Origin of the sequence: Allobosea sp. WAO (genome assembly GCF_001509835.1) — a bacterium.
GTDB lineage: Bacteria > Pseudomonadota > Alphaproteobacteria > Rhizobiales > Beijerinckiaceae > Allobosea.
Genome location: NZ_JXTJ01000008.1, coordinates 750,767 through 771,710 on the forward strand (window position 1 = coordinate 750,767; position 20,944 = coordinate 771,710).

Consider the following 20,944-nt stretch of genomic DNA (forward strand, 5'->3'; position numbering starts at 1 on the left):
ACGGCGCGCCGCCCTTGCCTGCCATTGGCCGCAGATTCGCCATCGCGTCCCGGCAACGCTCTGCGGCATTGGTGGCCTTTTTGGGGAAACGGATCATGCAGGCTTCGGGACGCTGGGTGCGACTGGCCATTTGCGGGGTGCTGGCGCTTGCCTTCGCAGCTCTGGTACCGGAGCGTCCTCAGGCGCAGCAGGCTGCGCCCGCCGCCGGGCTCGAGCTGCTCACGATCGTCAGCGCCAGCGGGCGTCATGAATTCCAGGTCGAGGTGATGCGCACGCCCGAGCAGCGCGCCCGCGGCCTGATGCACCGCCAGTTCATGCCGGCCGATCGCGGCATGCTCTTCGATTTCAAGCGCACCGAGCCGGTCGCGATGTGGATGCAGAACACCTACATCTCGCTCGACATGCTCTTCATCCGTGCCGACGGCACGGTGGCGCGGATCGCCGAGCGCACCGAGCCGCTCTCGACCCGTACCATCCCCTCCGGCGAGCCGGTGCTGTCGGTGCTCGAGATCAATGGCGGCGTCGCCGAGAAGCTCGGCATCAAGGCCGGCGACAGGGTTGAGCACGCGCTCTTCAAGCGCTGACCGGGGTCGTCGTGTTCAGCCCATCTCGGCCGAGATCGCACGACAGGTCGCCAGCAACTCGGCCAGAACCTCGTCGTGCCGGGTGCGGGCGCTACGCCGGTTGAGATAGGGAATGACGATGCTCGCGACGGCGCGTCCTTGCCGGTCGAGGATCGGTGCGCTGATGTCGGTCACTCCAGGCATGTCGTGGCTCTCCGCAACGAGGAAGCCGCGGGCAGCGATTTCGTCGAGCATCGCCCAGAACCCTGGATCTTCCAGGCTGCCGGTCAACTGGGCTGGCTGCAGTTTGCGCTGGCGCGCTTCGCCATCCTGGAAGGCGAGGATTACGCGGCCCGAGGTCGCATCGTGCGCGGGCCGCCGATAGCCGAGCCGCAAGGTGAAGCTGATGTCGCCCGTTCCCGCGGCATTGGCGATCACCACCGTCTCGCCCTCGTTGAGCACGACGAGATGGGCTGACTGGGCCGTCTTCTCGCTCAGCCTTTCCATGGCCGGCGCCGCGACCTCGACCAGCTGCCGCGCTCGCGGCGTGCGCATGCCGAGTTCGAACAGCCGGTTGCTGAGTGTCAGCTCTTCCGTAGCCGGGTCGCGGTTGAGATAGCCGCGCTCGACCAGCACGAACAGCATGCGGAAGATTTCGCCCTTGGAGCGTCCGAGGCTCTCGGCGATGGCGCGGGTCGAGAGCGGCTTCTGGGCTGCGGCCAGCAACTCGATGATCTCTAGGCCCTTCTCCAGCGCCGGGGCGGGATAGGGCCCCGGGCGGCTGTTCGGCTCGGCGTGAAGCTGCTCCATGCAAAGGCTCCCGATCAATTCATTAGTGAAGCTTGACTGCATATACGCAGCTGTTAGCCTTGCCTTGCGTCACCATCAAGCCGAAAGCGTATTTGCGCTCCGCCAGCCGCAGAGGGCCAGTATTTATTCGCGGAAGAGGCGGGCATCGAATGAACTCGCGCATGGTCTGACGAGCGACGAGGTCGAGGCCTACAAGACGAAAGCAATGCTGCATCGCAAGAAGTGATCGGAAAGGGAGAGCGATCATGAAGGCAGGTTTCAGGGCGGTCGTGGCGGCTTTGGGTTTTCTTGCGGCGGGTTTGCTGTCGAGCGTCGAGGCAAAGGCCGACAAACTGGCAGACATCCTGTCCAAGGGCGTGGTGCGCATTACCGTCTTTGCCGATGTGCCACCCTTCGGCATGATGAACGCCAATCGCGAGCTCGAAGGTTTCGACATCGACATGGCGAAGCTGGTCGCCAAGGCGCTCGGCGTGAAGCTCGAGCTGCTGCCGGTGCCGGCCGCCAGCCGCATTCCCTTCCTTCTCACCGACAAGTCGGACATGAACATCGCGGCGATGTCGATCACCGCCGAGCGCGCCCGCCAGGTCATGTACAGCGCGCCCTATGCCGACACCTCGCTGGCGGTCTACGGCGCCAAGGGCCTCGCCCTGAAATCGGCCGCGGATATCGGGCGCAACCGCGTCGCCGTCGCCAAGGGCACGACCGAGGACCTCGTCCTGACCGCGCTCGCGCCAGGCGCCGACATCATGCGCACCGAGGACAATGCCACGGCGGTCCAGGCCTATCTCTCGGGCCACGCCCAGTTGCTGGCGGCCAATAGCGTCGTCGTCGTCGAACTCGCGAAGAAGAACCCGGCGAAGGAGTTCGACTTCAAGTTCGCACTGCGCCGCGCGCCCGCCCATGTCACGGTCAGGCTCGGCGAGCACACCCTGCTGCGCTGGCTCGACACGCTGATCTTCCAGAGCACGCTGAACGGCGATCTCGACGAGCTGCACAAGAAGTGGCTCGGTGGCCCGATGCAGCCTTTGCCGGCGCTCTGAGCCGGCTGGGCAGGGCGGCGCGACCGGAAGGAACCGCATGTCGAAGCATGATTTCTCCCGCGAGGAGTTCGCGGAGCGCCGCGCCGCCGTCAGCCGGGCGATGGCCGAGCGAGGGCTGGACTGGCTCATCCTGTTCCACCCGGTTTCGATCCGCTGGCTGACCGGCTCGGACGCCAAGAGCTATCAGGAATTCCAGTGTCTCTTGGTGCCGGGCTCCGGCCCGCTGACGATCATGGCGCGTGAGGGCGAGCGCAACGAGTTGCTGGACGAGGCGCTGGTCGACCGGATCGAAACCTTTGGCGGCGGCGAGAACGAGGATGCCATCCTGCGCTTCGAGCGCCTTGCCGACGAGCTTGGCCTGCCGACTGCGCGATGCGGCATGGAGGTGCCGGCCTATTACCTGCACCCGCATCACTATGTCCGCCTGTGCGAGCTGCTCGGCTCCAGCCTGGAGGCGGAGACGACAAACTTGGTGCCGGATCTTAGCCTGGTGAAATCGCCGTCCGAGATCGCCTATATCCGGCGCGCGAGCGCCATCGCTGACGAGGCGATGTCAGTGTTCGCGGCGGGCCTGCGCCCCGGCCGCAGCGAGCTTGCCCTGGCTGGCAACGTCTATGGCGCCCTGCTTGCCCGCGGCAGTGGCCTTGCCGCCAGCCCGATCAACCTCGTCGCGGGCGCGCGCTCCGGCTACAGCCACGGCGCGCCGACCGAGCGCCTGCTCGCCGCAGGCGATTACGGCAGCGTCGAATATGGCGCGACCTGGCGTCGCTATACCGCGACCATCGGCCGGCAGTTCAGCCTTGGGCCGCCGACGCCGCGCATGCGCGAGCTCTACGACATCGTCCGGCGCGCCTGCGATGCCTGCATTGCCGAGATTCGCGACGGCGCCCCGGCAACCGCGCCACATGAGGCGGCCAAGTGGGTGATCGGCGCTGCCGGGCTGGAGCAGGGCAGGGTCCACACGTCGGGGTATGGGCTGGCGCCCGGCTTCCCGCCGACATGGGGCGAGCCGGTGCACATGATCGGCGGCAGCGACTATGTGCTGCGGGCCGGCATGGTGCTGAGCGTCGAGCCGCCGGTCTTCCTGGGGGATGAGCGCCTCGGCGCCCGCATCATCGACAATGTGCTGGTGACGCGCGATGGCTGCGAGCTGCTTTCGCGGACCTCGCGGGATCTGATCGTCGCGGCATGAGGCGGAGCAGGAATAGACGGGCCTGTACGCAAAAGGCTGTCTGGCCGCTCTCGTCTCAGGCTGGCTGCGTTGAGATGCAACCCGGCGGATCTCTGCGATTCGTCGAGTCGCAGAGATGCTCTAGGTCTTTGTTTTATCGCGTTTTCTTCACGGGATCCGGTGCCCGCTTCGTTCGAGCATGCTCTACCGGATCGGCATATCCGTCTTCAGGGCGTCGGAAAGTTCACGAAATATGCGGTGCCCTGATATCGCCAGGAGGGCATCGGCGAAGTTGGTCGCCCTCACCGGGCCGTAATCCGGTGTCTTCGAATCGTGCAACCAGTAGGCCGAAATCCCGCCGGGGTTGCGCACCTTCCACATGTATCTTGCCGCCGTCGCGATGCCCGCTCTGATCAAGGGCAGCACAGTCTTGTCGCCTGTCACCGTCCAATACCGATGCAGCGCCAGAACGCTCCCGATATGGCCGTTTATGACGCTCGTCGGGCGCCCCTCGATAGCCGGATATTCCTCAAACCACAGGTACTGCGAGGCATCGATGCGCCACAATTTCTCGGCGGTTCTGGCGTTTGTGAGGCCGGCAACGTAGCTTCGTGCCAAGTTGAGATAGCTCTCGTCGGCGGTTGCTTCGTGCAGGTCGAGCAAGCCGACTACCACGAAAGCGTTCGAGAACGCGCTGCGCCATCCCGCTGGCAGCGTTGAGGAAGCGAGGGCGAGTGGATGCTCGGCGGCGATGAAGGCGCTGGTCCCCTCACGGACGGTCTCACGCTCCCGTGCTGCTTCCAGACCCGCAATGAGAGCGAGGAAGCGCTTGTCCCCGGTCGCACGCCAGCGGCGCATGATGATTGAAGCATTGACTGCGTAGTAGAAGGCGCTGAAGACCGTTTCCCCGTCCCTGGTCGGCCACGGGTAAGGCAGGTCGCTGTCATTCCCTGGCTCCCAGCCGGCCCGGTCTTCGGCAACGGCCAAGGGCACACGTGCGTCGAACGGCCTGATGTCGACACGCAATGTCTTGACGTGGCCGATGTCGAGCGTTTCGGATGCGAGGTCGGGGATCGGCCTGACGCTGTGCCAGCGCCGCAGTTCCTCCAAGGCCTCGACCAGATCGTCGCCGTCGACGGGTTGCGACTTTTCTGCCCGCTTCTGTGCGAGTGCAGCCCGCATCTGCGCCAGTTCTACGGCCAAGGCGTATGAGCGTTCCTTGATCTGAAAGAGGTCGGCCTGAACGGCGACAGCGTGTTTCTCAGCCCGATACAGCGTGACGCCGACGGCGACCAAGACCATGGTGACCAAGACTGCCAGCACTGCAAAGGTGATGGCGCGGGTCATGCCCCCGCCGCTCGCATCTCGGCTGCGATCGATCATGGCTTGACGTGCTCCGTCGCGACCGGGAAGGCACTGCCGGCAGCGGGCAGCAGCCCCAAATGCAGCCGACGCCGGGCCGCCCCGGTGCGCGATCCGGTGAGATATCCTGGAGATAGGTCGCCGATGGTGAAGCGGGGCGCAGCCACGATTGTCGCGACGACAACGGCAAGCTCAAGTCGCCCGAGAGCTTTCGGAAGCAAGTCGACGTCTCCAGTAGCAAACGCCGGCCTCGTCTATCGCACAATCCTGCCGACGGAAACAGGCATTCGCTGACGGGCCGAGGAAGCGCGTCTGCATTTGAGGGCGCAGGGGCGCGCTTCGGCGTTTTCGGCCGTGCGGAGCTTGCCAGGGAGAATCAGGCGATTGCCGCTGATTCAGGGGTCTTCGTAGGCGGTCGGCTCAGGCTGTTCGGGCAGATGGTTGCTCGTATCGGGGCGATTGTTCTTCATCGTGCCGCCGTCCGTCGGTCCGGGAAAGCAGCCGTCGGAGCGGCGCACGGAGTTTCGCGGAACTTTCGGTTTCCATCCGTCTCCCTTGATGCTATTTCGTTCCGCGTCGTGCCGGCTTTGAGAATAGCTGGCGTGCCTGATTTGTGAGTGATAAGATGCACTTACGAGACGGCGGGGTATAGCGCAGCCCGGTAGCGCATCTGCTTTGGGAGCAGAGGGTCCCAGGTTCGAATCCTGGTGCCCCGACCATTCTCACGACTGCCGGCCGCTGGCGGGGAAGACGAGGAAGAGCATGACCGCACGCATCTATTGCCCTGCTCGGACAGCGATGCAGTCGGGTACGGCCAAGACCGGCCGCTGGCTCCTCGAGTATGAGCCCGAGCGCCCGCGCGAGGTCGAGCCGCTGATGGGCTGGACCTCGTCGAGCGATATGAAAAGCCAGCTGAAGCTCTGGTTCGAGAGCGCCGATGAGGCGGTCGCCTATGCCGAGCGCAATGGCATCCCCTATCGCCTCGAGCAACCGCATCAGCCGAAGCGGCGTCCCATGGCATATTCGGACAATTTCAAGTTCAACCGCGTCGGCCAGTGGACGCACTGAAGAACTTCAGGCGAGGGGCGCATGCCCGCCGCACTTCTACGGGCCCGTAGCTCAGCTGGATAGAGCAGCAGCCTTCTAAGCTGCTGGTCACAGGTTCGAATCCTGTCGGGCTCGCCATTGATATCATTGCGGAATCTCTCTTTGTTTCGCGGTGCATTCTGACAAGTGGATTGCAGGTCATTCTGATATCCGAAGGCACGGCGCTTTCCGGTCGGGCTGCAGAGCTGCTCGTCGTCGCGAGCCGCGCTCACGGTCGCCGGCGCGGCAGCGAACGGGCGAGATAGCCGAGCGCGAACCCGACGAGGGCGAGCGAAATGCCGGTGCAGATGACGCCCGCCGGCGTGATCCGGGCGCGGCCCTGCAGCGTGACGTGCCTGCCTACGCGCAGGTCGAACTCCGCTCGCATTTCCTCGGGGTGCGCGGGAAAGGCGTCGGCGATTACCGGCTTGGTCTCGATCTCGGACATCATGCGCTCCCTGTTTCGCGCTTCGCCTGCAGGTAGAGCAGCGGCAGCAGGATGATCTCGGCGATCGTGACCGCCAGCAGCGCCCCGAAATTGTTGGGTGCGAGATTGCCGCCGGCGAATGCGTCGTGAACGTGATTCACTGCTACGCCAAAATAGAAGAGCACCAGGCAGAGGATCACTGCCGCCTTGAAGGCGAGGGGCCGCCAGAACGAGACCATCGCCGTGATCCCCATCGCCATGTCGGCCACGCCGACCTCGTACTCGAACGGACTGGGCTGCCACCCTATCGATCGCGAGGCGATCTCGGGAAAGAAGACATGGAAGGCTCCCGACCAGAGGCTGCCGAAACCGATCGGCAGTAACAGCAGCCAGTTCAGGAGACGCGCGCAATAGGACGGCGGAGCCTTCACGCTGGAGGCGATCACAAAAGCCAGGATAAAAAGCAACGGCGTCAGGTTGCCGAGCACGAGGCGGGTGATCGCTTCAATCATGGCAGCTCCCAGATGAGCCCGACGCTGGTTACAGGCTGAGAATGACTGAAACCAGCGGTCGAGACCATCGCGCAGTCATCGCTTGATGCTTGCTCTATCGGCGCCGCCACTACCCCAGCTGGTTTCGCATTTGATCTAGGTTAAGCACGCGCGCGCCGGAGGTCGGTAGCAAGGAACCGCTGCCACTTGCCGAAGTGGACATAGGCCACTTTTGGTGAGGACGAGGTCGAAGTGCTGGATGCGGTTCTGGTGGGAGGGGGAATGCTCTCCGTGGCGGGCGTCTCGTGGTGGGCCACAGTCCGCTGGAAGTTGTAGAGACTTCTGGTGCTTATGCAGATTTCATAACGTCTCGTAGGAGCGCCGGCCGGCGCCGGGGCGGCTCGGCGTGTCGCCACACCTTGTGCCAAGCGCCTGAAGCGGGGATGCTGCCGGCGAGCCTGCGGCTCCCTGGGTCCGGTTTCTCCCAGAGGCTTGGTGCTTCGTCATCCTGTTCGGGAGGCCCTGAGATGAGAATGCTGACCCGGCGGCGGCTCCTCGCGACTCTCCCCGTTCTGGCTTCGGGCATGGCGAGTCCGCTGCGGGCGCAGCCGGCGGCGCCTGCCGGGGCCGCGACGACGCTGTTCCAGGACGTGCGCATCTTCGATGGCACGGGCGCTGCGCTCTCGGCGCCATCCCATGTCCTCGTCCGCGGCAACCTGATCGAGCGCATCTCGGCGGCGCCGATTCCCGCTGAACCCGGCACGCTCGTGATCGCGGGCGGCGGCCGGATCCTGATGCCGGGCCTGACCGATATGCACTGGCACGCCATGATGGTGCGCTCGACGCCGTCGCAGGCGATCTTCGGCAATCTCGGCTTCAACTACCTGTCGGCGGGTGCCGAGGCTACGGCAACGCTGATGCGCGGCTTCACCACCATTCGCGACATGGGCGGGCCGTCCTTCGGCCTCAAGCAGGCGATCGACGCCGGGGTCCTTCCCGGGCCGCGCATCTACCCCTCGGGCGCGGTCATCACCGTGACCAGCGGCCATGGCGATTTCCGGCAGCAGACCGAGCTGCCGCGCTCGCCGGGGACATTGTCGCGCATGGAGCAGATCGGCGGCAGCATGCTGGCCGACAGCCCGGACGAGGTGCGTCTGCGCGTCCGCGAGCAGCTGATGCAGGGCGCTTCGCAGATCAAGCTGACCGCTGGCGGCGGCGTCGCATCGCCGTTCAGCCCGCTCGACGTCTCGACCTTCACGGCCGAGGAGCTTCGCGCTGCGGTCGAGGCCGCCGAGAACTGGGGGACCTATGTCACCGTGCACGCCTATACGCCGGCGGCGATCAAGCGCGCGATCGCGGCCGGCGTGAAATGCATCGAGCATGGCCATCTGATGGACGAGGCATCGGCCAAGCTGATCGCCGACAACGATATCTGGCTCAGCACGCAGGCCTTTCCCGATGAAATGGCCGAGGCGTTTCCGCCGGGATCGGGCGAGCGCGCCAAGGCTTATTCGGTGTTCGCCGGAACGGAGAAGACCTTCGAGCTGGCGAAAAAGTACAGGCTCAAGCTCGCCTTCGGCACCGACATCCTGTTCTCGGCGCAGCTCGCGACGCGGCATGGCGAATTGCTCGCCAAGTTCGCTCGCTGGTTCACGCCCGCCGAGACCCTCGCCATGGCGACTGGCACGAATGCTCGCCTGCTGGAGCTGTCCGGCCTTCGCAACCCCTATCCGGGCAAGCTCGGCGTCGTCGCAGCCAATGCCCTGGCCGACCTCTTGCTGGTCGATGGCAATCCGCTCGAGAACATCAACCTCGTCGCCGATCCCCACAGGAATTTCGTGGTGATCATGAAGGACGGCCGTATCTTCAAGAATACGCTGGCACGCTGAGTAGAGCGCGGCTCACCCCCGTGCAGGTCGCTTCGGGCGGCCTGACGCTTCCCTGAACCCTGCGCTCGCTCCCCAAACCGCGTTTCCCGAGCCGCGGGAACACGGCTGCCCCGGTTGGGTTGGAGTGCCTTGATGGGCCAGCATTCCAGCATGGAGGCTGGCCAAGTGGCATGTCGGCGGGGGGGCATCATGATCATGATCGGTGAGATGGAGTTGATCGGCAGGCTGCTCATCGGCACTGCCGCCGGCGTCGCAGTCGGTTTCGAGCGGACGCGCAAGCAGAAGAGCGCGGGTATTCGGACCTTCGGCCTGGTCGGGCTGGGGACCGCCGCGGCGGCCTCGATCTTCAGCGATCCCAGCCAGACCGATGCGGCGAGCCGCGTTGTGCAGGGCATCGTCACCGGTATCGGTTTCCTCGGGGCCGGCACCATCGTGCTGCGCGATCGCGAGCTGCATCCGCGCGGCCTGACGACCGCGGCCGCGATCTGGGTCACGGCTGCGCTCGGCTGTGCCGCCGGCCTCGGCGACTGGCCCATTGTCGTGACGGCGGTGTTTGTCGCTCTTCTTTTGCTCGCGGTGGACCATTCCATCGAGCGCTGGGCCGGCGGCGATCGGGATCTGGAAGCGGAGGCTTCAGGTGCCACGCAGGACCGCGAGGGGGCGCCGTCGAAGGCGCCGGAACGCTGATCGGACGGGAAAAGCCGCTGCCGAACTGCGCGGCAGCGGCGCCGGTCTGCTGGCGATCAGTGGATTGCTTCGTCGAGGCGCAGTTCGAAGGCGAGCATGGCCTCGGCCAGAGCCTCCAGTTCGCGGGCCTTCTCGGGGCTGTCGGGCGTGATGCTCAATTCGGCCACGCGTCGCTGGGCCCGCTCGAAGTCCTCGTCAGTGTGAACGGCGATAGGTGTCTTCATGGCCAAGCCCCCTCGCTCCTGCCGCGAAGGTGAGCTTGCGCGCGCAACCATGCCGCTTCAACGGACAAGGAGGGGGATGGTCCGTCCCGGATGGGCGTGCCGCGGGATTCCGCCGTACCGCAAATGCAGTAGGGCGCTACTCCTCCCGTCCCCAATTGCGCAGTTGCCGGATCGACGGTCTCGCCCGCCAGAGGTCAGCCGCGAGTCGCAGACCGAAGAACAGGGCAAAGCTCGGCAGGGCTGCCGCGACCGGCACGGTCACCAGCCCCATGGCGCAGCCGCCTGAGTCGCCCGGTCCACATTTCGCATCGAAGATCATCGCGGCGATCACGATCAGCATGGCGATAGCCGGACCGATTAGAAGGCCAAGAAGGCCGCTCTTGAAGGCGCGCCACAGCATCTTTCGCGGTCCTTCCGGGGCTGCGCCTCACTGGCGCAGGCTCACGATAACGTAGCGGCTACGCAACGTCGCTATCGCCGTATGCGTGCACCGCGACCCGGCCGCCATCTTGCCGCTGGCGGCGCGAGGCCGTAAACGCGCGGAAACCGCACCGCCATGATCACGCCCGAAAGCGGGGCCATGCGCTGCGCCCGATTGCGGGATCTGCCCGCGACCTCCCTGCGGCGTTCGGGTGGTCTGGTTTTGTTGCCCGCATGTTGCGGCTGCAAGGAGTGTCGATGTCCTCGTTCGGCTCTGGGCTCGATCGGCTCGCTGGCTTCGCTTCGGCGAGCCATCTGCGGGCCTGCCTGCTTCTGGTCCTGCTTTCGCTCGGCGCCTTCCTGCCGGGTTTTTCCAGCTTGCAGCCGTTCGACCGCGACGAGCCGCGCTTTGCCCAGGCCAGCAAGCAGATGCTGGAGACCCGCGACTTCGTCGACATCCGTTTCCAGGACGAGGCCCGGCACAAGAAGCCCGTCGGCATCTACTGGCTGCAATCGGCCACCGTCAGTGCCGGTGAGGCGCTGGGCGTGCCGGCAGCGCGCACGACGATCTGGCTCTATCGCCTGCCATCCCTGATCGGCGCGATCGCGACCGTGCTTCTGACCTATTGGGCGCTCCTCGCCTTCGTCGGCGCACGCCTTGCCTTGCTCGGTGGCGCGCTGATGGCTGCTGCCGTGCTGCTCGGCGTTGAGGCGCGGATCGCCAAGACCGATGCTGTGCTGGCCGCCTGCGCCGTCGCGACCATGGGTGCGCTCGCCAGGACCTGGCTCGACTGGACGCGCTCGCTCGCCTTCGTGCCGAGCCGCCACAACTGGCTGGTGTTCTGGGGGGCGACGGCGCTCGCCTTGCTGATCAAGGGGCCGATCGTGCCGATGGTCTGGGGGCTGGCGGTGTTGGTGCTGAGCATCAGGGAGCGCTCCCTGCGCTGGTTCGCGCCGCTGCGGCCCAGGGCCGGCCTGCTGCTCTGCCTCGTCGTTGTCCTGCCCTGGTTCATCGCCATCGCCTTGAAGAGCGGCGGCGAGTTCTTCACCGAGAGCGTCGGCAAGGACATGCTCGGCAAGGTCGGGGAGGGGCAGGAGAAGCATTGGGGGCCGCCGGGTCTCTATCTCCTGCTGTTCTTCGGGACCTATTGGCCGTCGGCCGCGATCGCCGCCATGGCCGTCCCCTTCGTCTGGGTCCGGCGCCGCGAGCCGCAGATCCTCTTCCTGATCGCCTGGATCGTGCCGTCCTGGCTGGTCTTCGAGGCGGTGCCGACCAAGCTGCCCCATTACGTGCTGCCGCTCTATCCGGCGATCACGGCGCTGTTGCTGCTGGCGATGATCAATGGCGGTATCGACCGCTTCCGGCGCGGCGCGAGCCTCACCGCCGCGCTGGTCGTGCTGGTGCCGGCGGCTCTGGTCGGCGTCATCCTCTACGGCAACTGGACGCTCGACCGCACGCTGCCCTGGCTTGCCTTGCCGGTCCTGGCGCTGGCGCTGTTCTTCGCCTTCCTCGGCTTCCTCGCCTTCCGGCGCGGCGAGACCGAGGGCGCGCTCTGGCGCGGCGTTGTCGCGAGCCTGCTGCTCAGCGCCGGTGTCTTCGGCCTTGCCGCGCCGAGCCTGCGCTCGCTGCAATTGTCGCCGCGACTGGCGGAGGCGGTGCGCTCGGTCGGCTGCGCGGCGCCCAAGGTCATGACCGTCGGCTACCGCGAGCCCAGCCTCGTCTTCCTCGTCGGCACCGATCTGGCGATGGGCTATGACGGCGCCGCTGCCGCCGCCTTCCTGCGCGAGCCCGGCTGCCGTGTCGCTCTCATCGAGCAGCGCGTCTCGCAGGGCTTCGTCGAGGGCATCGCCGGATTGACGCCGGCGCCGCGCCTCGCCACCACGATCCAGGGCTTCAACCTCAATGGCGGCAAGCGCCTGTCGATCAGCGTCTATGTCCGCGACTGATCGGCGCTTGCCCCATCGCGTCGCTTGACGCAGTTTGCGCCCGCAACCGCAGAAAGACCCGTTTCCGTGACCGAACCCGTGCCTTCCGCCGGCCCGCCGCGCCTCAGCATCGTCGTTCCCGTGCGCAACGAGGCGGGCAACATCGCTCCGCTGGTCGGCGACATCGAGAGCGCCTGCAGTGCGATCGCGCCGTTCGAGGTGATCTATGTCGATGACGGCTCGAGCGACGGAACGGCGGCGGCGCTCGCCGGGCTCGCCGCGACCCGGCCCTGGCTGCGCGTCGTCCGCCATGCCCAGTCCTGTGGCCAGTCGGCCGCCGTCCGCAGCGGCGTGCGCGCGGCCCGTGCGGACATCGTCGCAACGCTCGACGGCGACGGCCAGAACGACCCGTCCTTCCTGCCGGCGATGCTGACGCAGCTCGAAGCTGCCGGGCCCGGCGTCGGTCTGATCCAGGGTCAGCGCGTCGGCCGCAAGGACACCGGCTTCAAGCGCTTCCAGTCGCGCATCGCCAACAAGGTCCGCGGCGCCGTGCTGAAGGATGCCACGCGCGACACCGGCTGCGGGCTGAAATGCTTCCGCCGCGAAGCCTATCTCGCTCTGCCCTATTTCGATGCGCTGCATCGCTTCATGCCCGCGCTCATCGTGCGCGAGGGCTATGAGGTCGCGCATCATGACGTGCGCGACCGGCAGCGCATCAGCGGGGTCTCGAATTACGGCTTCTTCGACCGGCTCTGGGTCGGCATGCTCGACCTGATGGGCGTATGGTGGCTGATCAGGCGCCGCAAGAGGGTGCCGCAGATCGTAGCGGAGGCGCGCTGATGCTCGTCGACCTGCAGAACATGATCGGAGACTATTTCCACGACGTCTTCGTCAACAATGTCGACTGGTGGGTGCTGCTCGGCGTCGTCGCGCAGGGCCTCTTCACCATGCGCTTCGTGGTGCAGTGGATCGCCAGCGAGAAGGCGCAGCGCTCGGTCGTGCCGATGACCTTCTGGTGGTTCTCGATCGGCGGCGGCGCGCTGCTGCTGGTCTATGCGCTCTACCGGCGCGACCCGGTCTTCATCCTCGGCCAGGGTTTTGGCCTGTTCGTCTACCTGCGCAACCTGCAATTCGTCCTGCGCGCCAAGGCGCGCGGCGAGGATACGAACTCCGGACCGGGCTGAGCGGCATCGTCCGGGCGCCGCGTTCGACGAGGCGCCCGGAGCGGACTTGGTCCGGCCCGAGATCGGTCCACTTCAGCCTGCTGCCCTCAGCCGCGCAAAGCCGGCATCGAGGTCTTCCTTGAGGTCCTCGAGATCCTCCAGCCCGATATGCAGGCGGATCGTCGGCCCGGCGAAGCCCGGCTTGGTCGCCGTGCGGTAGGCCGTGCAGTCGAAGGGCAGGACGAGGCTTTCATAGCCGCCCCAGGACGCGCCCATGCCGAACAGGGAGAGCCCGTCGAGCATGGCCGCGACCGCCTTGGTCGCGACCGGCTTCAATTCGATCGCGAACAGCGAGGAGGCGCCGGTGAAGTCGCGCTTCCAGATCGCATGGCCGGGGTCGCTCGGCAGGGCAGGGTGCAGCACGCGCGCGACTTCCGGGCGCGCGGCGAGCCAGTTCGCCATCTCGATGCCGGCCGGCATCTGCTCCTTCAGGCGGACATGCATGGTGCGGATGCCGCGCAGCGTCAGGAAGGCGTCCTCGGGCGCAATGATCACGCCGAGGGTCTCCCAGGCCTCGCGCAGGCGCTTGTAGAGCTCGGGCGTGCGGGCCGAGACCGTTCCGATCAGCACGTCGGAATGGCCGGCATAGTACTTCGTGCCAGCCTGGACCGAGAGGTCGACGCCGAATTTGTGGGCATCGAAGAAGAGCGGCGTCGCCCAGGTGTTGTCCATCAGGACCAGCACGTCGCGGGCATGGGCCGCCTCGATGATCGCCGGGATGTCCTGCATCTCGAAGGTCTGCGAGCCCGGCGCCTCGGTCCAGACCGCCTTGGTGTTCGGTTTGAACAGGCCGGCAATTCCGGCGCCGATGGCGGGGTCGTAATAGGTGACCTCGACCCCCATCCGCTTCAGCATCTTGTCGCAGAATATGCGGGTCGGTCGGTAGACGCTGTCCGTCACCAGAAGGTGATCGCCGGAGGAGAGCACGGCCAGCATCGGCAAGGTGCAGGCGAGAAGCCCGGACGGGCAGACCACGGTACCGGCGCCGCCTTCCATGGTGTTCAGCGCCGCCAGCAGGGCGTCGATCGTCGGGTTGCCCTGGGTGCCATAGGTGTAGCGCGCCTTGCGGACCATGAAGTCTTCCATGTTCGGATAGACGACGGTCGACCCCCGGACGATAGGCGGATTGACGAAGCCATAGGAATCGGCCGGATCGCGGCCGGCAAGGACAAGGCGGGTCTTCTCGCGCAGGCGCGAGAATTCGGGCGATGACAGCTTTTTCATGGGATCTCGGCCGGGCCGCGGGGCAGGAATCGGGGTCGGTCACACTTGACCACCCCCCGAAACTCGCATGTGATGTTTGAGGTGAAAAGAGGCAGGCGCGCAGGGGAGCCGTTGCTTGACGCTCATGGGTCGCTCTGGCAATCGACCGACGCCGGACACCACTCAGGAGTTGTGCATCAAACGGGACAACCAAGTCGCGACGATGCCAGGTTACCGGCACGTTCCCATCGGCAGTTGCCGGTGGGGAAACCAATGGGAGAGAGTACTATGAAAAAGATCATGGCAGCCGCGGTCGCCGGGCTGGGCTTGGCGTTCGCCGCGACGACGGCGCAGGCGCAGGCGCCACAGACCCTGGCCCAGGTGAAGAGCCGCAATACCTTGAACTGCGGCTCCAACACCGGCCTTGCCGGTTTCGGCCTGCCGGATGCGCAGGGCAACTGGGTCGGTCTCGACGTCGATCTCTGCCGCGCGATCTCGGCGACGATCTTCAACGATCCGACCAAGATCAAGTTCATCCCGCTTTCGGCCAAGGACCGCTTCACCGCGCTGCAGTCCGGCGAAGTCGACGTGCTCGTTCGCAATTCGACCTGGACGATGTCGCGCGACACCGCTCTCGGCCTGCTCTTCACCGGCGTGAACTACTATGACGGCCAGGGCTTCATGGTCCGCAAGAAGCTCGGCGTCACCTCGGCGCTGCAGCTCTCCGGCGCCTCGGTCTGCACCCAGCAGGGCACCACGACCGAGCTCAACCTCGCCGACTTCTTCCGCGCCAACAACCTGAAGTACGAGGTCGTCGCCTTCGCCACCTCGGACGAGACGGTCAAGGCCTATGACTCCGGCCGCTGCGACGCCTTCACCACCGACGCCTCCGGCCTCTATGCCGAGCGCCTGAAGCTGACCGCGCCGGACGACCACATGGTCCTGCCCGAGATCATCTCGAAGGAGCCGCTCGGACCGGCGACGCGCAACACCGACGCGCAGTGGTTCAACCTGGTGAAGTGGGTGCACTTCGCCATGGTGAATGCCGAGGAACTCGGCGTGACCAAGGCCAATGTCGACGAGATGCTGAAGTCGCCGAACCCGGAGATCAAGCGCCTGCTCGGCACCGAGGGCAAGTTCGGCGAGGCCATCGGCCTGACGCCCGACTGGGCCTACCGGATCATCAAGCATGTCGGCAATTACGGCGAGAGCTTCGACAAGAACGTCGGCCAGGGCTCGCTCTTGAAGATCGCCCGCGGCCAGAACGCGCTCTGGACCAAGGGCGGCCTGCAATACGCCCCGCCGGTGCGTTGATCTGATCGGGGCGGCTGCTTCCGGCAGCCGCCCCTTTCTGCCTCCGGAAATGCTGAGAAAGCTGGTTTGCGCGGGCCGGGTGGGCCGGCCTTTGCCAGTCGACAGAGAGCGGGCCGAACCCGTTCCACGAGACAGGGGAAAGGCATGATCAGAATTATCAGCGCGGCGCTGCTCGTCGTCGCCAGCGTATTCGGCACCGCGCATGCGCAGGCACCCCGGACTCTCGAACAGGTCAAGAGCCGCGGCGCGCTGAACTGCGGCGCCAATCCCGGCCTCATCGGCTTCGGCGCGCCCGACGCGCAGGGCAACTGGAGTGGGCTCGACGTCGAGTACTGCCGCGCCATCGCCGCTGCGATCTTCGGTGATGCCTCCAAGGTCAAGTTCATCCCGCTCTCGGCCAATGACCGCTTCAAGGCGCTGCTGGCCGGAGAGGTCGACGTGCTGATCCGCAATTCGACCTGGACGATCTCGAACGACACGCCGCCCGGCCTGCTCTTCGTCGGCGTCAACTACTATGACGGCCAGGGGATCATGGTTCGCCGCAAGCTCGGCGCGACGTCGGTTATGCAGCTCTCCGGCGCCTCGATCTGCGCCCAGCGCGGCACCACCACCGAGCTCAACCTCGCCGACTACTTCCGCGTCAACAAGCTGAAGTACAAGCTGGTTTCCTTCGATACCGGCGCCGAGACGATCAAGGCCTATGACGCCGGCCGCTGCGACGCCTTCACCACCGACGCATCGTCCCTCTATGCCGAGCGCCTGAAGCTGACGGCGCCGGACGATCACATGGTGCTGCTGGAGATCATCTCGAAGGAGCCTCTCGGTCCTTTGACGCGCGACAACGACTCGCAATGGTTCAAGCTGGTGAGGTGGGTGCACTTCGCCATGCTGAATGCCGAGGAGCTCGGCGTCACCAAGGCGAATGTCGACCAGATGCTGAAGTCGGAAAATCCCGAGATCAAGCGCCTGCTCGGCGTCGACGGCGCGTTCGGCGAGGGGCTCGGCTTGACCAAGGACTGGGCCTACCGGATCATCAAGCATGTCGGGAATTACGGCGAGAGCTTCGAGCGCACCGTCGGCAACCGCTCGGTCCTGAAGATGATGCGCGGCCAGAACGCGCTTTGGACAAGCGGCGGCCTGCAATATGCGCCGCCGATCCGGTGAACTGAGACGGGAGCGGACGCCCCAGTTCCGTACGCTCCAAAGGCCTTTCTCGTTGCTGTCAGGAAAGGAGACCGAGCGGACCGGGGGCTGGTCCGGGACTTGCTAGCTAACCGAGAACGGGCAGGAACCCGTTCCGAAAAACAGGGGAAAGCAAGATGAAGAAGCTCATGGGCGCGGCGCTGATCGCCGCCGCCGGCGTGATTGGAGTCTCTGCTGCGCAGGCGCAGGGCGGCGGCATGCTGGCTCAGGTCAAGAGCAAGGGAGTGCTCACCTGTGGTGTCGGCCCCGGCCTCGCCGGTTTCGGAATGCCCGACGCGCAAGGCAACTGGAGCGGCCTCGACGTCGATCTCTGCCGGGCGATCTCCGCGGCGATCTTCAACGACCCGTCCAAGGTCAAGTTCATCCCGCTCTCGTCGAAGGACCGCTTCACCGCGTTGCAATCGGGCGAGGTCGACCTGCTCTCGCGCAACACGACCTGGACGATGTCGCGCGACACCTCGCTCGGCCTGAACTTCGCGGGCGTCAACTACTATGACGGCCAGGGCTTCATGGTCCGCAAGAAGCTCGGCGTCGACTCGGCGATGAAGCTCGAAGGCGCTTCGGTGTGCACCCAGCAGGGCACCACGACCGAGCTCAACCTCGCCGACTTCTTCCGCACCAACAAGATGAAGTACGAGGTCGTCGCCTTCGCCAGCAATGACGAGACCGTCAAGGCCTATGAATCCGGACGCTGCGACGCCTTCACCACCGATGCGTCGGGCCTCTACGCCGAGCGGCTGAAGCTCAGCGTCCCCACCGATCACATCGTGCTGCCGGAGATCATCTCGAAGGAGCCGCTCGGGCCGGTCGTCCGCCATGGCGACGATCTCTGGCTCGACGTCGTCAAATGGACTTACAACGCCATGCTGAATGCCGAGGAACTCGGCATCACCAAAGCCAATGTCGACGAGATGCTGAAATCCGAGAATCCCGAGATCAAGCGCTTGGTCGGCACCGAGGGCAAGTTCGGCGAAGCGATCGGCCTGACCAATGACTGGGCCTACCGGATCGTCAAGCATGTCGGCAATTACGGCGAGAGCTTTGAGCGCAATGTCGGCATGGGCTCGCTTCTGAAGATCGCGCGCGGCCAGAACGCGCTCTGGACCAAGGGAGGCCTGCAATACGCGCCGCCGATCCGGTGAGCTGAATTACCGCGGCGCGCTGCCTTCGGGCCGTGCGCCGTCCACCTTGTCTCCACTTGGGTGAGCCGGATAAAAATGGCCGCGATCGGTCCCTGCAGGGAGCGATTTCGGACCTCGGCCGCCAGATCAAAAAAGGGCGTCAGACGTGTCCACAACCTCCACGGAGCCGGTCCGACCGGGCAGAGCATCGCTCCTCTACGACCCCAAGATAAGGGGTTATGTCTATCAGCTGGCCTTGCTCGCCATTGTTGGTTTCCTGATCTACTCGGCCGCGTCCAACGCCATCGAGAACCTGCGGGCGCAGAAGATCGCCTCGGGCTTCGGCTTCTGGCACAATGCCTCGGGCTTCGACGTCAATCAGAAGCTGATCCCCTACGACGCCTCGACCGGCACCTACGGCCGGGCCTTCTATGTCGGCCTGCTCAACACGCTGCTCGTCGCCGCGATCGGCATCGTGCTCTCGACCTTCCTCGGCTTCTTCGTCGGCGTTGCACGGCTCTCGACCAACTGGGTCGTGGCGAAGATCGCGATGGTCTATGTCGAGGTCATCCGCAACCTGCCGCTGCTGCTGCAATTGTTCTTCTGGTACAATGCGGTGCTGAAGCCGCTGCCCAATCCGCGCCAGTCGATCCAGCTGCCGGCGGGTTTCCTGCTCAACAATCGCGGCCTCTATATTCCCGATCCGCATCTCGGCCCCGGCGGCAGCCTGATCGTCTGGGCCTTCCTGCTCGGCATCGTCGCGACGCTGGTTTTCCGGCACTGGGCCCGCAAGCAGCAGGCTGCGACGGGCAAGCAATATCCGATCGGGCTCGTCGCCCTCGGCCTGATCGTGGTCCTGCCCCTGCTGATCTATTTCGTCACCGGGCGCCCGGTCTCCTTCGTCTATCCGGAGCTCGCCGGCTTCAATCTGCGCGGCGGCATCCAGATCTTCCCGGAGTTCGTGGCGCTGCTGCTCGGCCTGACCACCTATACGGCCGGCTTCATCGCCGAGGTTGTGCGAGCCGGCATCCTCGCGGTCTCAAAGGGCCAGACCGAGGCCGCCAACGCGCTCGGGCTGAGGGCTGGGCCAACGCTCAAGCTGGTGGTGATCCCGCAGGCGATGCGCGTCATCATCCCGCCGCTGACCTCGAACTACCTCAACCTGACCAAGAATTCCTCGCTCGCGGTTGCGATCGGCTATCCCGACCTGGTCCAGGTCTTCACCGGCACGGTGTTGAACCAGACCGGCCAGGCGGTCGAGGTCGTCGCCATCACCATGGCGGTCTACCTGACGATCTCGCTGGTAACGTCGCTGTTCATGAATATCTACAACCGGCGCATGGCGCTGGTCGAACGGTGAGGGCGCCCCGATGACCGATGCAACCACCGAACTCGCCCCCTACGCCTTCGTCCGCAAGGAAACGCTCGAGCAGCAGGCGGCGCCACTTTCCGTCGCCGGGCCGCTGGCCTGGGTCCGCAACAACTTGTTCTCCGGGCCGGTGAACACGCTGCTGACGCTGCTTTGCGTCTACATCGTCGCGACGACCCTGCCCGAGCTCATCCGCTTCTATTTCATCGATGCTGTCTGGACCGGCGCGAACCGGGATGCCTGCCTCGCCGACAAGGTCGGCCGGCCGGTCGGCGCCTGCTGGGCCTATGTCGGCGACCGCCTGCAGTACTTCATCTACGGCTCCTATCCGATCAGCGAGCGCTGGCGGGTCAACATCGTCTTCGCCCTGTTCGCGATCGGCGTGGTCTGGATGCTCTGGAATCAGGCGCCGAAGAAGAAGCTCGGCCTGTTCTACTTCTTCGTGCTGATGCCGATCGCCGCCTATGTGCTGCTGCTCGGCGGCGCCGGTGCCGAGCGCCTGCTGCGCAACGGCATGATCGTGTCGCTGGTGCTCGCGGCGATCTACGCCGTGCTCTCCTTCGCGCCGCAGCTGGTCGGCTTCTATCTCGGCTCGGCCAACCTCGCTGTGGTCCAGGAAGCTTCGCCGCTGAAGCGCTTCTCCGGTCCCAAGCAGTTGGTTCTGTTCGCGCTGGTCGTCTTCGTGCTGCTCGGCCTGCTGGCAAGTTCCATCGGCCTGCCGCGCGTCGATACCGGTCTCTGGGGCGGCATGACGGTGACCTTCCTGATCGCGGCGGTCGGCATCGTCTTCTCGCTGCCCTTCGGCGTGGTGCTCGCCTTGGGCCGACGCTCGAAGCTGCCGATCATCCAGCTGCTCTCGGTAATCTTCATCGAATTCGTGCGCGGCGTGCCGCTGATCACCGTGCTGTTCATGGCCAACACCATGCTGCCGCTGTTCGTGCCGCAGGAATGGTCGCCGGACCGGTTGCTGCGGCCGTTGGTCGGCGTCGCCATGTTCGCCGCCGCCTATATGGCGGAGGTGATCCGCGGCGGCCTGCAGGCGATGCCCAAGGGCCAGTACGAAGGCGCGATGTCGCTCGGCCTCGGCTACTGGAGCATGATGCGGCTGATCATCCTGCCGCAGGCACTGCGCATCGTGATCCCGGGCATCGTCAACACCTTCATCGGGCTGTTCAAGGATACGACGCTGGTCACCATCGTCGGCATCTTCGACTTCCTGCGCACCATCGAGGCGACCCTGGTCGATCCGACCTGGGCGACACCGACCACCCGCGCGACAGGCTATGCCTTCGCTGCGATCTTTTATTTCCTGTGCTGTTGGGGCATGTCTCGCTATTCGATCTCGGTCGAGAAGCGGCTCGCCGCCGGCCAGAAGCGTTGAGGAGGACCACAATCATGGCCATGGCAGAGACCAA

General features: G+C 65.6%; 21 protein-coding genes and 2 tRNA genes. 16 read left to right on the top strand and 7 right to left on the bottom strand.

Annotated features, from left to right (window positions below):
• Window positions 1–95 precede the first annotated feature (95 nt).
• Window positions 96–584: a DUF192 domain-containing protein gene (locus DK26_RS18350; protein ID WP_066475469.1), complete on the top strand. Its 489-nt coding sequence runs from the start codon at window positions 96–98 to the stop codon at window positions 582–584.
• A 15-nt stretch (window positions 585–599) separates the two neighbouring features.
• Here the strand turns inward: DK26_RS18350 and DK26_RS18355 are convergent, their stop codons facing one another.
• Entirely contained in the window at window positions 600–1,373 is a 774-nt protein-coding gene (locus tag DK26_RS18355; protein ID WP_066475470.1) for an IclR family transcriptional regulator, read from the bottom strand.
• A 245-nt stretch (window positions 1,374–1,618) separates the two neighbouring features.
• Here DK26_RS18355 and DK26_RS18360 point away from each other — a divergent pair, with 245 nt between their 5' ends.
• Together DK26_RS18360 and DK26_RS18365 are read left to right on the top strand one after the other, a co-directional pair.
• On the top strand, window positions 1,619–2,413 hold the full coding sequence (locus tag DK26_RS18360) for a transporter substrate-binding domain-containing protein (protein ID WP_066475472.1): 795 nt from the start codon (window positions 1,619–1,621) through the stop codon (window positions 2,411–2,413).
• A gap of 37 nt (window positions 2,414–2,450) precedes the next feature.
• A complete protein-coding gene (locus tag DK26_RS18365) occupies window positions 2,451–3,605 on the top strand; it encodes a Xaa-Pro peptidase family protein (protein ID WP_066475473.1) in 1,155 nt (384 codons plus the stop codon).
• Window positions 3,606–3,788: 183 nt separating this feature from the next.
• Here DK26_RS18365 and DK26_RS18370 read toward each other — a convergent pair whose 3' ends face one another.
• Entirely contained in the window at window positions 3,789–4,967 is a 1,179-nt protein-coding gene (locus DK26_RS18370) for a D-glucuronyl C5-epimerase family protein (protein ID WP_066475474.1), read from the bottom strand.
• Between the two features lie 621 nt (window positions 4,968–5,588).
• Between DK26_RS18370 and DK26_RS18375 the strand changes: the two genes are divergently transcribed.
• The 3 genes from DK26_RS18375 to DK26_RS18385 all read left to right on the top strand — a co-directional run bounded on the left by DK26_RS18375 (window position 5,589) and on the right by DK26_RS18385 (window position 6,131).
• Window positions 5,589–5,665 (top strand) — tRNA-Pro (locus DK26_RS18375).
• A 43-nt stretch (window positions 5,666–5,708) separates the two neighbouring features.
• The gene (locus tag DK26_RS18380) at window positions 5,709–6,014 is read left to right on the top strand and encodes an ETC complex I subunit (protein ID WP_066475478.1); all 306 of its coding nucleotides are present in this window, start codon (window positions 5,709–5,711) and stop codon (window positions 6,012–6,014) included.
• A 40-nt stretch (window positions 6,015–6,054) separates the two neighbouring features.
• Window positions 6,055–6,131 (top strand) — tRNA-Arg (locus DK26_RS18385).
• 130 nt (window positions 6,132–6,261) lie between these two features.
• Here the strand turns inward: DK26_RS18385 and DK26_RS18390 are convergent.
• Together DK26_RS18390 and DK26_RS18395 are read right to left on the bottom strand one after the other, a co-directional pair.
• Entirely contained in the window at window positions 6,262–6,480 is a 219-nt protein-coding gene (locus DK26_RS18390; RefSeq protein WP_066475480.1) for a hypothetical protein, read from the bottom strand.
• Window positions 6,480–6,971: a DUF6790 family protein gene (locus DK26_RS18395; protein ID WP_066475482.1), complete on the bottom strand. Its 492-nt coding sequence runs from the start codon at window positions 6,969–6,971 to the stop codon at window positions 6,480–6,482. Before DK26_RS18395 ends, DK26_RS18390 begins: the two co-directional genes overlap by 1 nt.
• Window positions 6,972–7,477: 506 nt before the next feature.
• Between DK26_RS18395 and DK26_RS18400 the strand changes: the two genes are divergently transcribed.
• Together DK26_RS18400 and DK26_RS18405 are read left to right on the top strand one after the other, a co-directional pair.
• Window positions 7,478–8,839, top strand: coding sequence for an amidohydrolase family protein (locus DK26_RS18400; RefSeq protein ID WP_066475483.1), 1,362 nt, complete (start codon window positions 7,478–7,480; stop codon window positions 8,837–8,839).
• 132 nt (window positions 8,840–8,971) lie between these two features.
• Window positions 8,972–9,526, top strand: a complete 555-nt coding sequence (locus DK26_RS18405) for an MgtC/SapB family protein (protein WP_248310015.1) — start codon at window positions 8,972–8,974, stop codon at window positions 9,524–9,526.
• Between the two features lie 56 nt (window positions 9,527–9,582).
• Here DK26_RS18405 and DK26_RS29085 read toward each other — a convergent pair whose 3' ends face one another.
• Window positions 9,583–9,756, bottom strand: a complete 174-nt coding sequence (locus tag DK26_RS29085; RefSeq protein ID WP_157089704.1) for a hypothetical protein — start codon at window positions 9,754–9,756, stop codon at window positions 9,583–9,585.
• A gap of 130 nt (window positions 9,757–9,886) precedes the next feature.
• Window positions 9,887–10,150 carry a hypothetical protein gene (locus tag DK26_RS18410; protein ID WP_066475486.1) on the bottom strand — a complete coding sequence of 88 codons (264 nt, stop codon included), beginning with the start codon at window positions 10,148–10,150 and terminating at the stop codon, window positions 9,887–9,889.
• Window positions 10,151–10,428: 278 nt separating this feature from the next.
• Here DK26_RS18410 and DK26_RS18415 point away from each other — a divergent pair, with 278 nt between their 5' ends.
• The 3 genes from DK26_RS18415 to DK26_RS18425 all read left to right on the top strand — a co-directional run bounded on the left by DK26_RS18415 (window position 10,429) and on the right by DK26_RS18425 (window position 13,280).
• The gene (locus DK26_RS18415; RefSeq protein WP_248310016.1) at window positions 10,429–12,117 is read left to right on the top strand and encodes a glycosyltransferase family 39 protein; all 1,689 of its coding nucleotides are present in this window, start codon (window positions 10,429–10,431) and stop codon (window positions 12,115–12,117) included.
• A 66-nt stretch (window positions 12,118–12,183) separates the two neighbouring features.
• A complete protein-coding gene (locus DK26_RS18420; protein WP_066475489.1) occupies window positions 12,184–12,936 on the top strand; it encodes a glycosyltransferase family 2 protein in 753 nt (250 codons plus the stop codon).
• Complete coding sequence (locus DK26_RS18425; protein WP_066475494.1) at window positions 12,936–13,280, top strand: lipid-A-disaccharide synthase N-terminal domain-containing protein; 345 nt, start codon at window positions 12,936–12,938, stop codon at window positions 13,278–13,280. Before DK26_RS18420 ends, DK26_RS18425 begins: the two co-directional genes overlap by 1 nt.
• A 72-nt stretch (window positions 13,281–13,352) precedes the next feature.
• Here the strand turns inward: DK26_RS18425 and metC are convergent, their stop codons facing one another.
• Window positions 13,353–14,543: a cystathionine beta-lyase gene (metC, locus tag DK26_RS18430; protein WP_066475495.1), complete on the bottom strand. Its 1,191-nt coding sequence runs from the start codon at window positions 14,541–14,543 to the stop codon at window positions 13,353–13,355.
• 267 nt (window positions 14,544–14,810) lie between these two features.
• On the opposite strand from metC, the gene DK26_RS18435 reads away from it, so the two are divergent.
• The 5 genes from DK26_RS18435 (at window position 14,811) to DK26_RS18455 (ending at window position 20,910) form a co-directional block, all read left to right on the top strand.
• The gene (locus DK26_RS18435) at window positions 14,811–15,836 is read left to right on the top strand and encodes an amino acid ABC transporter substrate-binding protein (protein WP_066475497.1); all 1,026 of its coding nucleotides are present in this window, start codon (window positions 14,811–14,813) and stop codon (window positions 15,834–15,836) included.
• 144 nt (window positions 15,837–15,980) lie between these two features.
• A complete protein-coding gene (locus DK26_RS18440) occupies window positions 15,981–17,000 on the top strand; it encodes an amino acid ABC transporter substrate-binding protein (RefSeq protein WP_066475499.1) in 1,020 nt (339 codons plus the stop codon).
• 155 nt (window positions 17,001–17,155) lie between these two features.
• Window positions 17,156–18,181, top strand: a complete 1,026-nt coding sequence (locus DK26_RS18445; protein WP_066475502.1) for an amino acid ABC transporter substrate-binding protein — start codon at window positions 17,156–17,158, stop codon at window positions 18,179–18,181.
• A gap of 145 nt (window positions 18,182–18,326) precedes the next feature.
• On the top strand, window positions 18,327–19,520 hold the full coding sequence (locus tag DK26_RS18450) for an amino acid ABC transporter permease (protein ID WP_066475504.1): 1,194 nt from the start codon (window positions 18,327–18,329) through the stop codon (window positions 19,518–19,520).
• A gap of 10 nt (window positions 19,521–19,530) precedes the next feature.
• A complete protein-coding gene (locus DK26_RS18455) occupies window positions 19,531–20,910 on the top strand; it encodes an amino acid ABC transporter permease (protein WP_066475506.1) in 1,380 nt (459 codons plus the stop codon).
• Window positions 20,911–20,944: the final 34 nt, after the last annotated feature.

Bases quoted from the DNA above. Each gene is read 5' to 3' on its own strand.
- DK26_RS18350 (WP_066475469.1), top strand. From the start codon at position 96: ATGCAGGCTTCGGGACGCTGGGTGCGACTGGCCATTTGCGGGGTGCTG.
- DK26_RS18355 (WP_066475470.1), bottom strand. From the start codon at position 1,373: ATGGAGCAGCTTCACGCCGAGCCGAACAGCCGCCCGGGGCCCTATCCC.
- DK26_RS18360 (WP_066475472.1), top strand. From the start codon at position 1,619: ATGAAGGCAGGTTTCAGGGCGGTCGTGGCGGCTTTGGGTTTTCTTGCG.
- DK26_RS18365 (WP_066475473.1), top strand. From the start codon at position 2,451: ATGTCGAAGCATGATTTCTCCCGCGAGGAGTTCGCGGAGCGCCGCGCC.
- DK26_RS18370 (WP_066475474.1), bottom strand. From the start codon at position 4,967: ATGATCGATCGCAGCCGAGATGCGAGCGGCGGGGGCATGACCCGCGCC.
- DK26_RS18380 (WP_066475478.1), top strand. From the start codon at position 5,709: ATGACCGCACGCATCTATTGCCCTGCTCGGACAGCGATGCAGTCGGGT.
- DK26_RS18390 (WP_066475480.1), bottom strand. From the start codon at position 6,480: ATGTCCGAGATCGAGACCAAGCCGGTAATCGCCGACGCCTTTCCCGCG.
- DK26_RS18395 (WP_066475482.1), bottom strand. From the start codon at position 6,971: ATGATTGAAGCGATCACCCGCCTCGTGCTCGGCAACCTGACGCCGTTG.
- DK26_RS18400 (WP_066475483.1), top strand. From the start codon at position 7,478: ATGAGAATGCTGACCCGGCGGCGGCTCCTCGCGACTCTCCCCGTTCTG.
- DK26_RS18405 (WP_248310015.1), top strand. From the start codon at position 8,972: ATGGGCCAGCATTCCAGCATGGAGGCTGGCCAAGTGGCATGTCGGCGG.
- DK26_RS18410 (WP_066475486.1), bottom strand. From the start codon at position 10,150: ATGCTGTGGCGCGCCTTCAAGAGCGGCCTTCTTGGCCTTCTAATCGGT.
- DK26_RS18415 (WP_248310016.1), top strand. From the start codon at position 10,429: ATGTCCTCGTTCGGCTCTGGGCTCGATCGGCTCGCTGGCTTCGCTTCG.
- DK26_RS18425 (WP_066475494.1), top strand. From the start codon at position 12,936: ATGCTCGTCGACCTGCAGAACATGATCGGAGACTATTTCCACGACGTC.
- metC (WP_066475495.1), bottom strand. From the start codon at position 14,543: ATGAAAAAGCTGTCATCGCCCGAATTCTCGCGCCTGCGCGAGAAGACC.
- DK26_RS18435 (WP_066475497.1), top strand. From the start codon at position 14,811: ATGAAAAAGATCATGGCAGCCGCGGTCGCCGGGCTGGGCTTGGCGTTC.
- DK26_RS18440 (WP_066475499.1), top strand. From the start codon at position 15,981: ATGATCAGAATTATCAGCGCGGCGCTGCTCGTCGTCGCCAGCGTATTC.
- DK26_RS18445 (WP_066475502.1), top strand. From the start codon at position 17,156: ATGAAGAAGCTCATGGGCGCGGCGCTGATCGCCGCCGCCGGCGTGATT.
- DK26_RS18455 (WP_066475506.1), top strand. From the start codon at position 19,531: ATGACCGATGCAACCACCGAACTCGCCCCCTACGCCTTCGTCCGCAAG.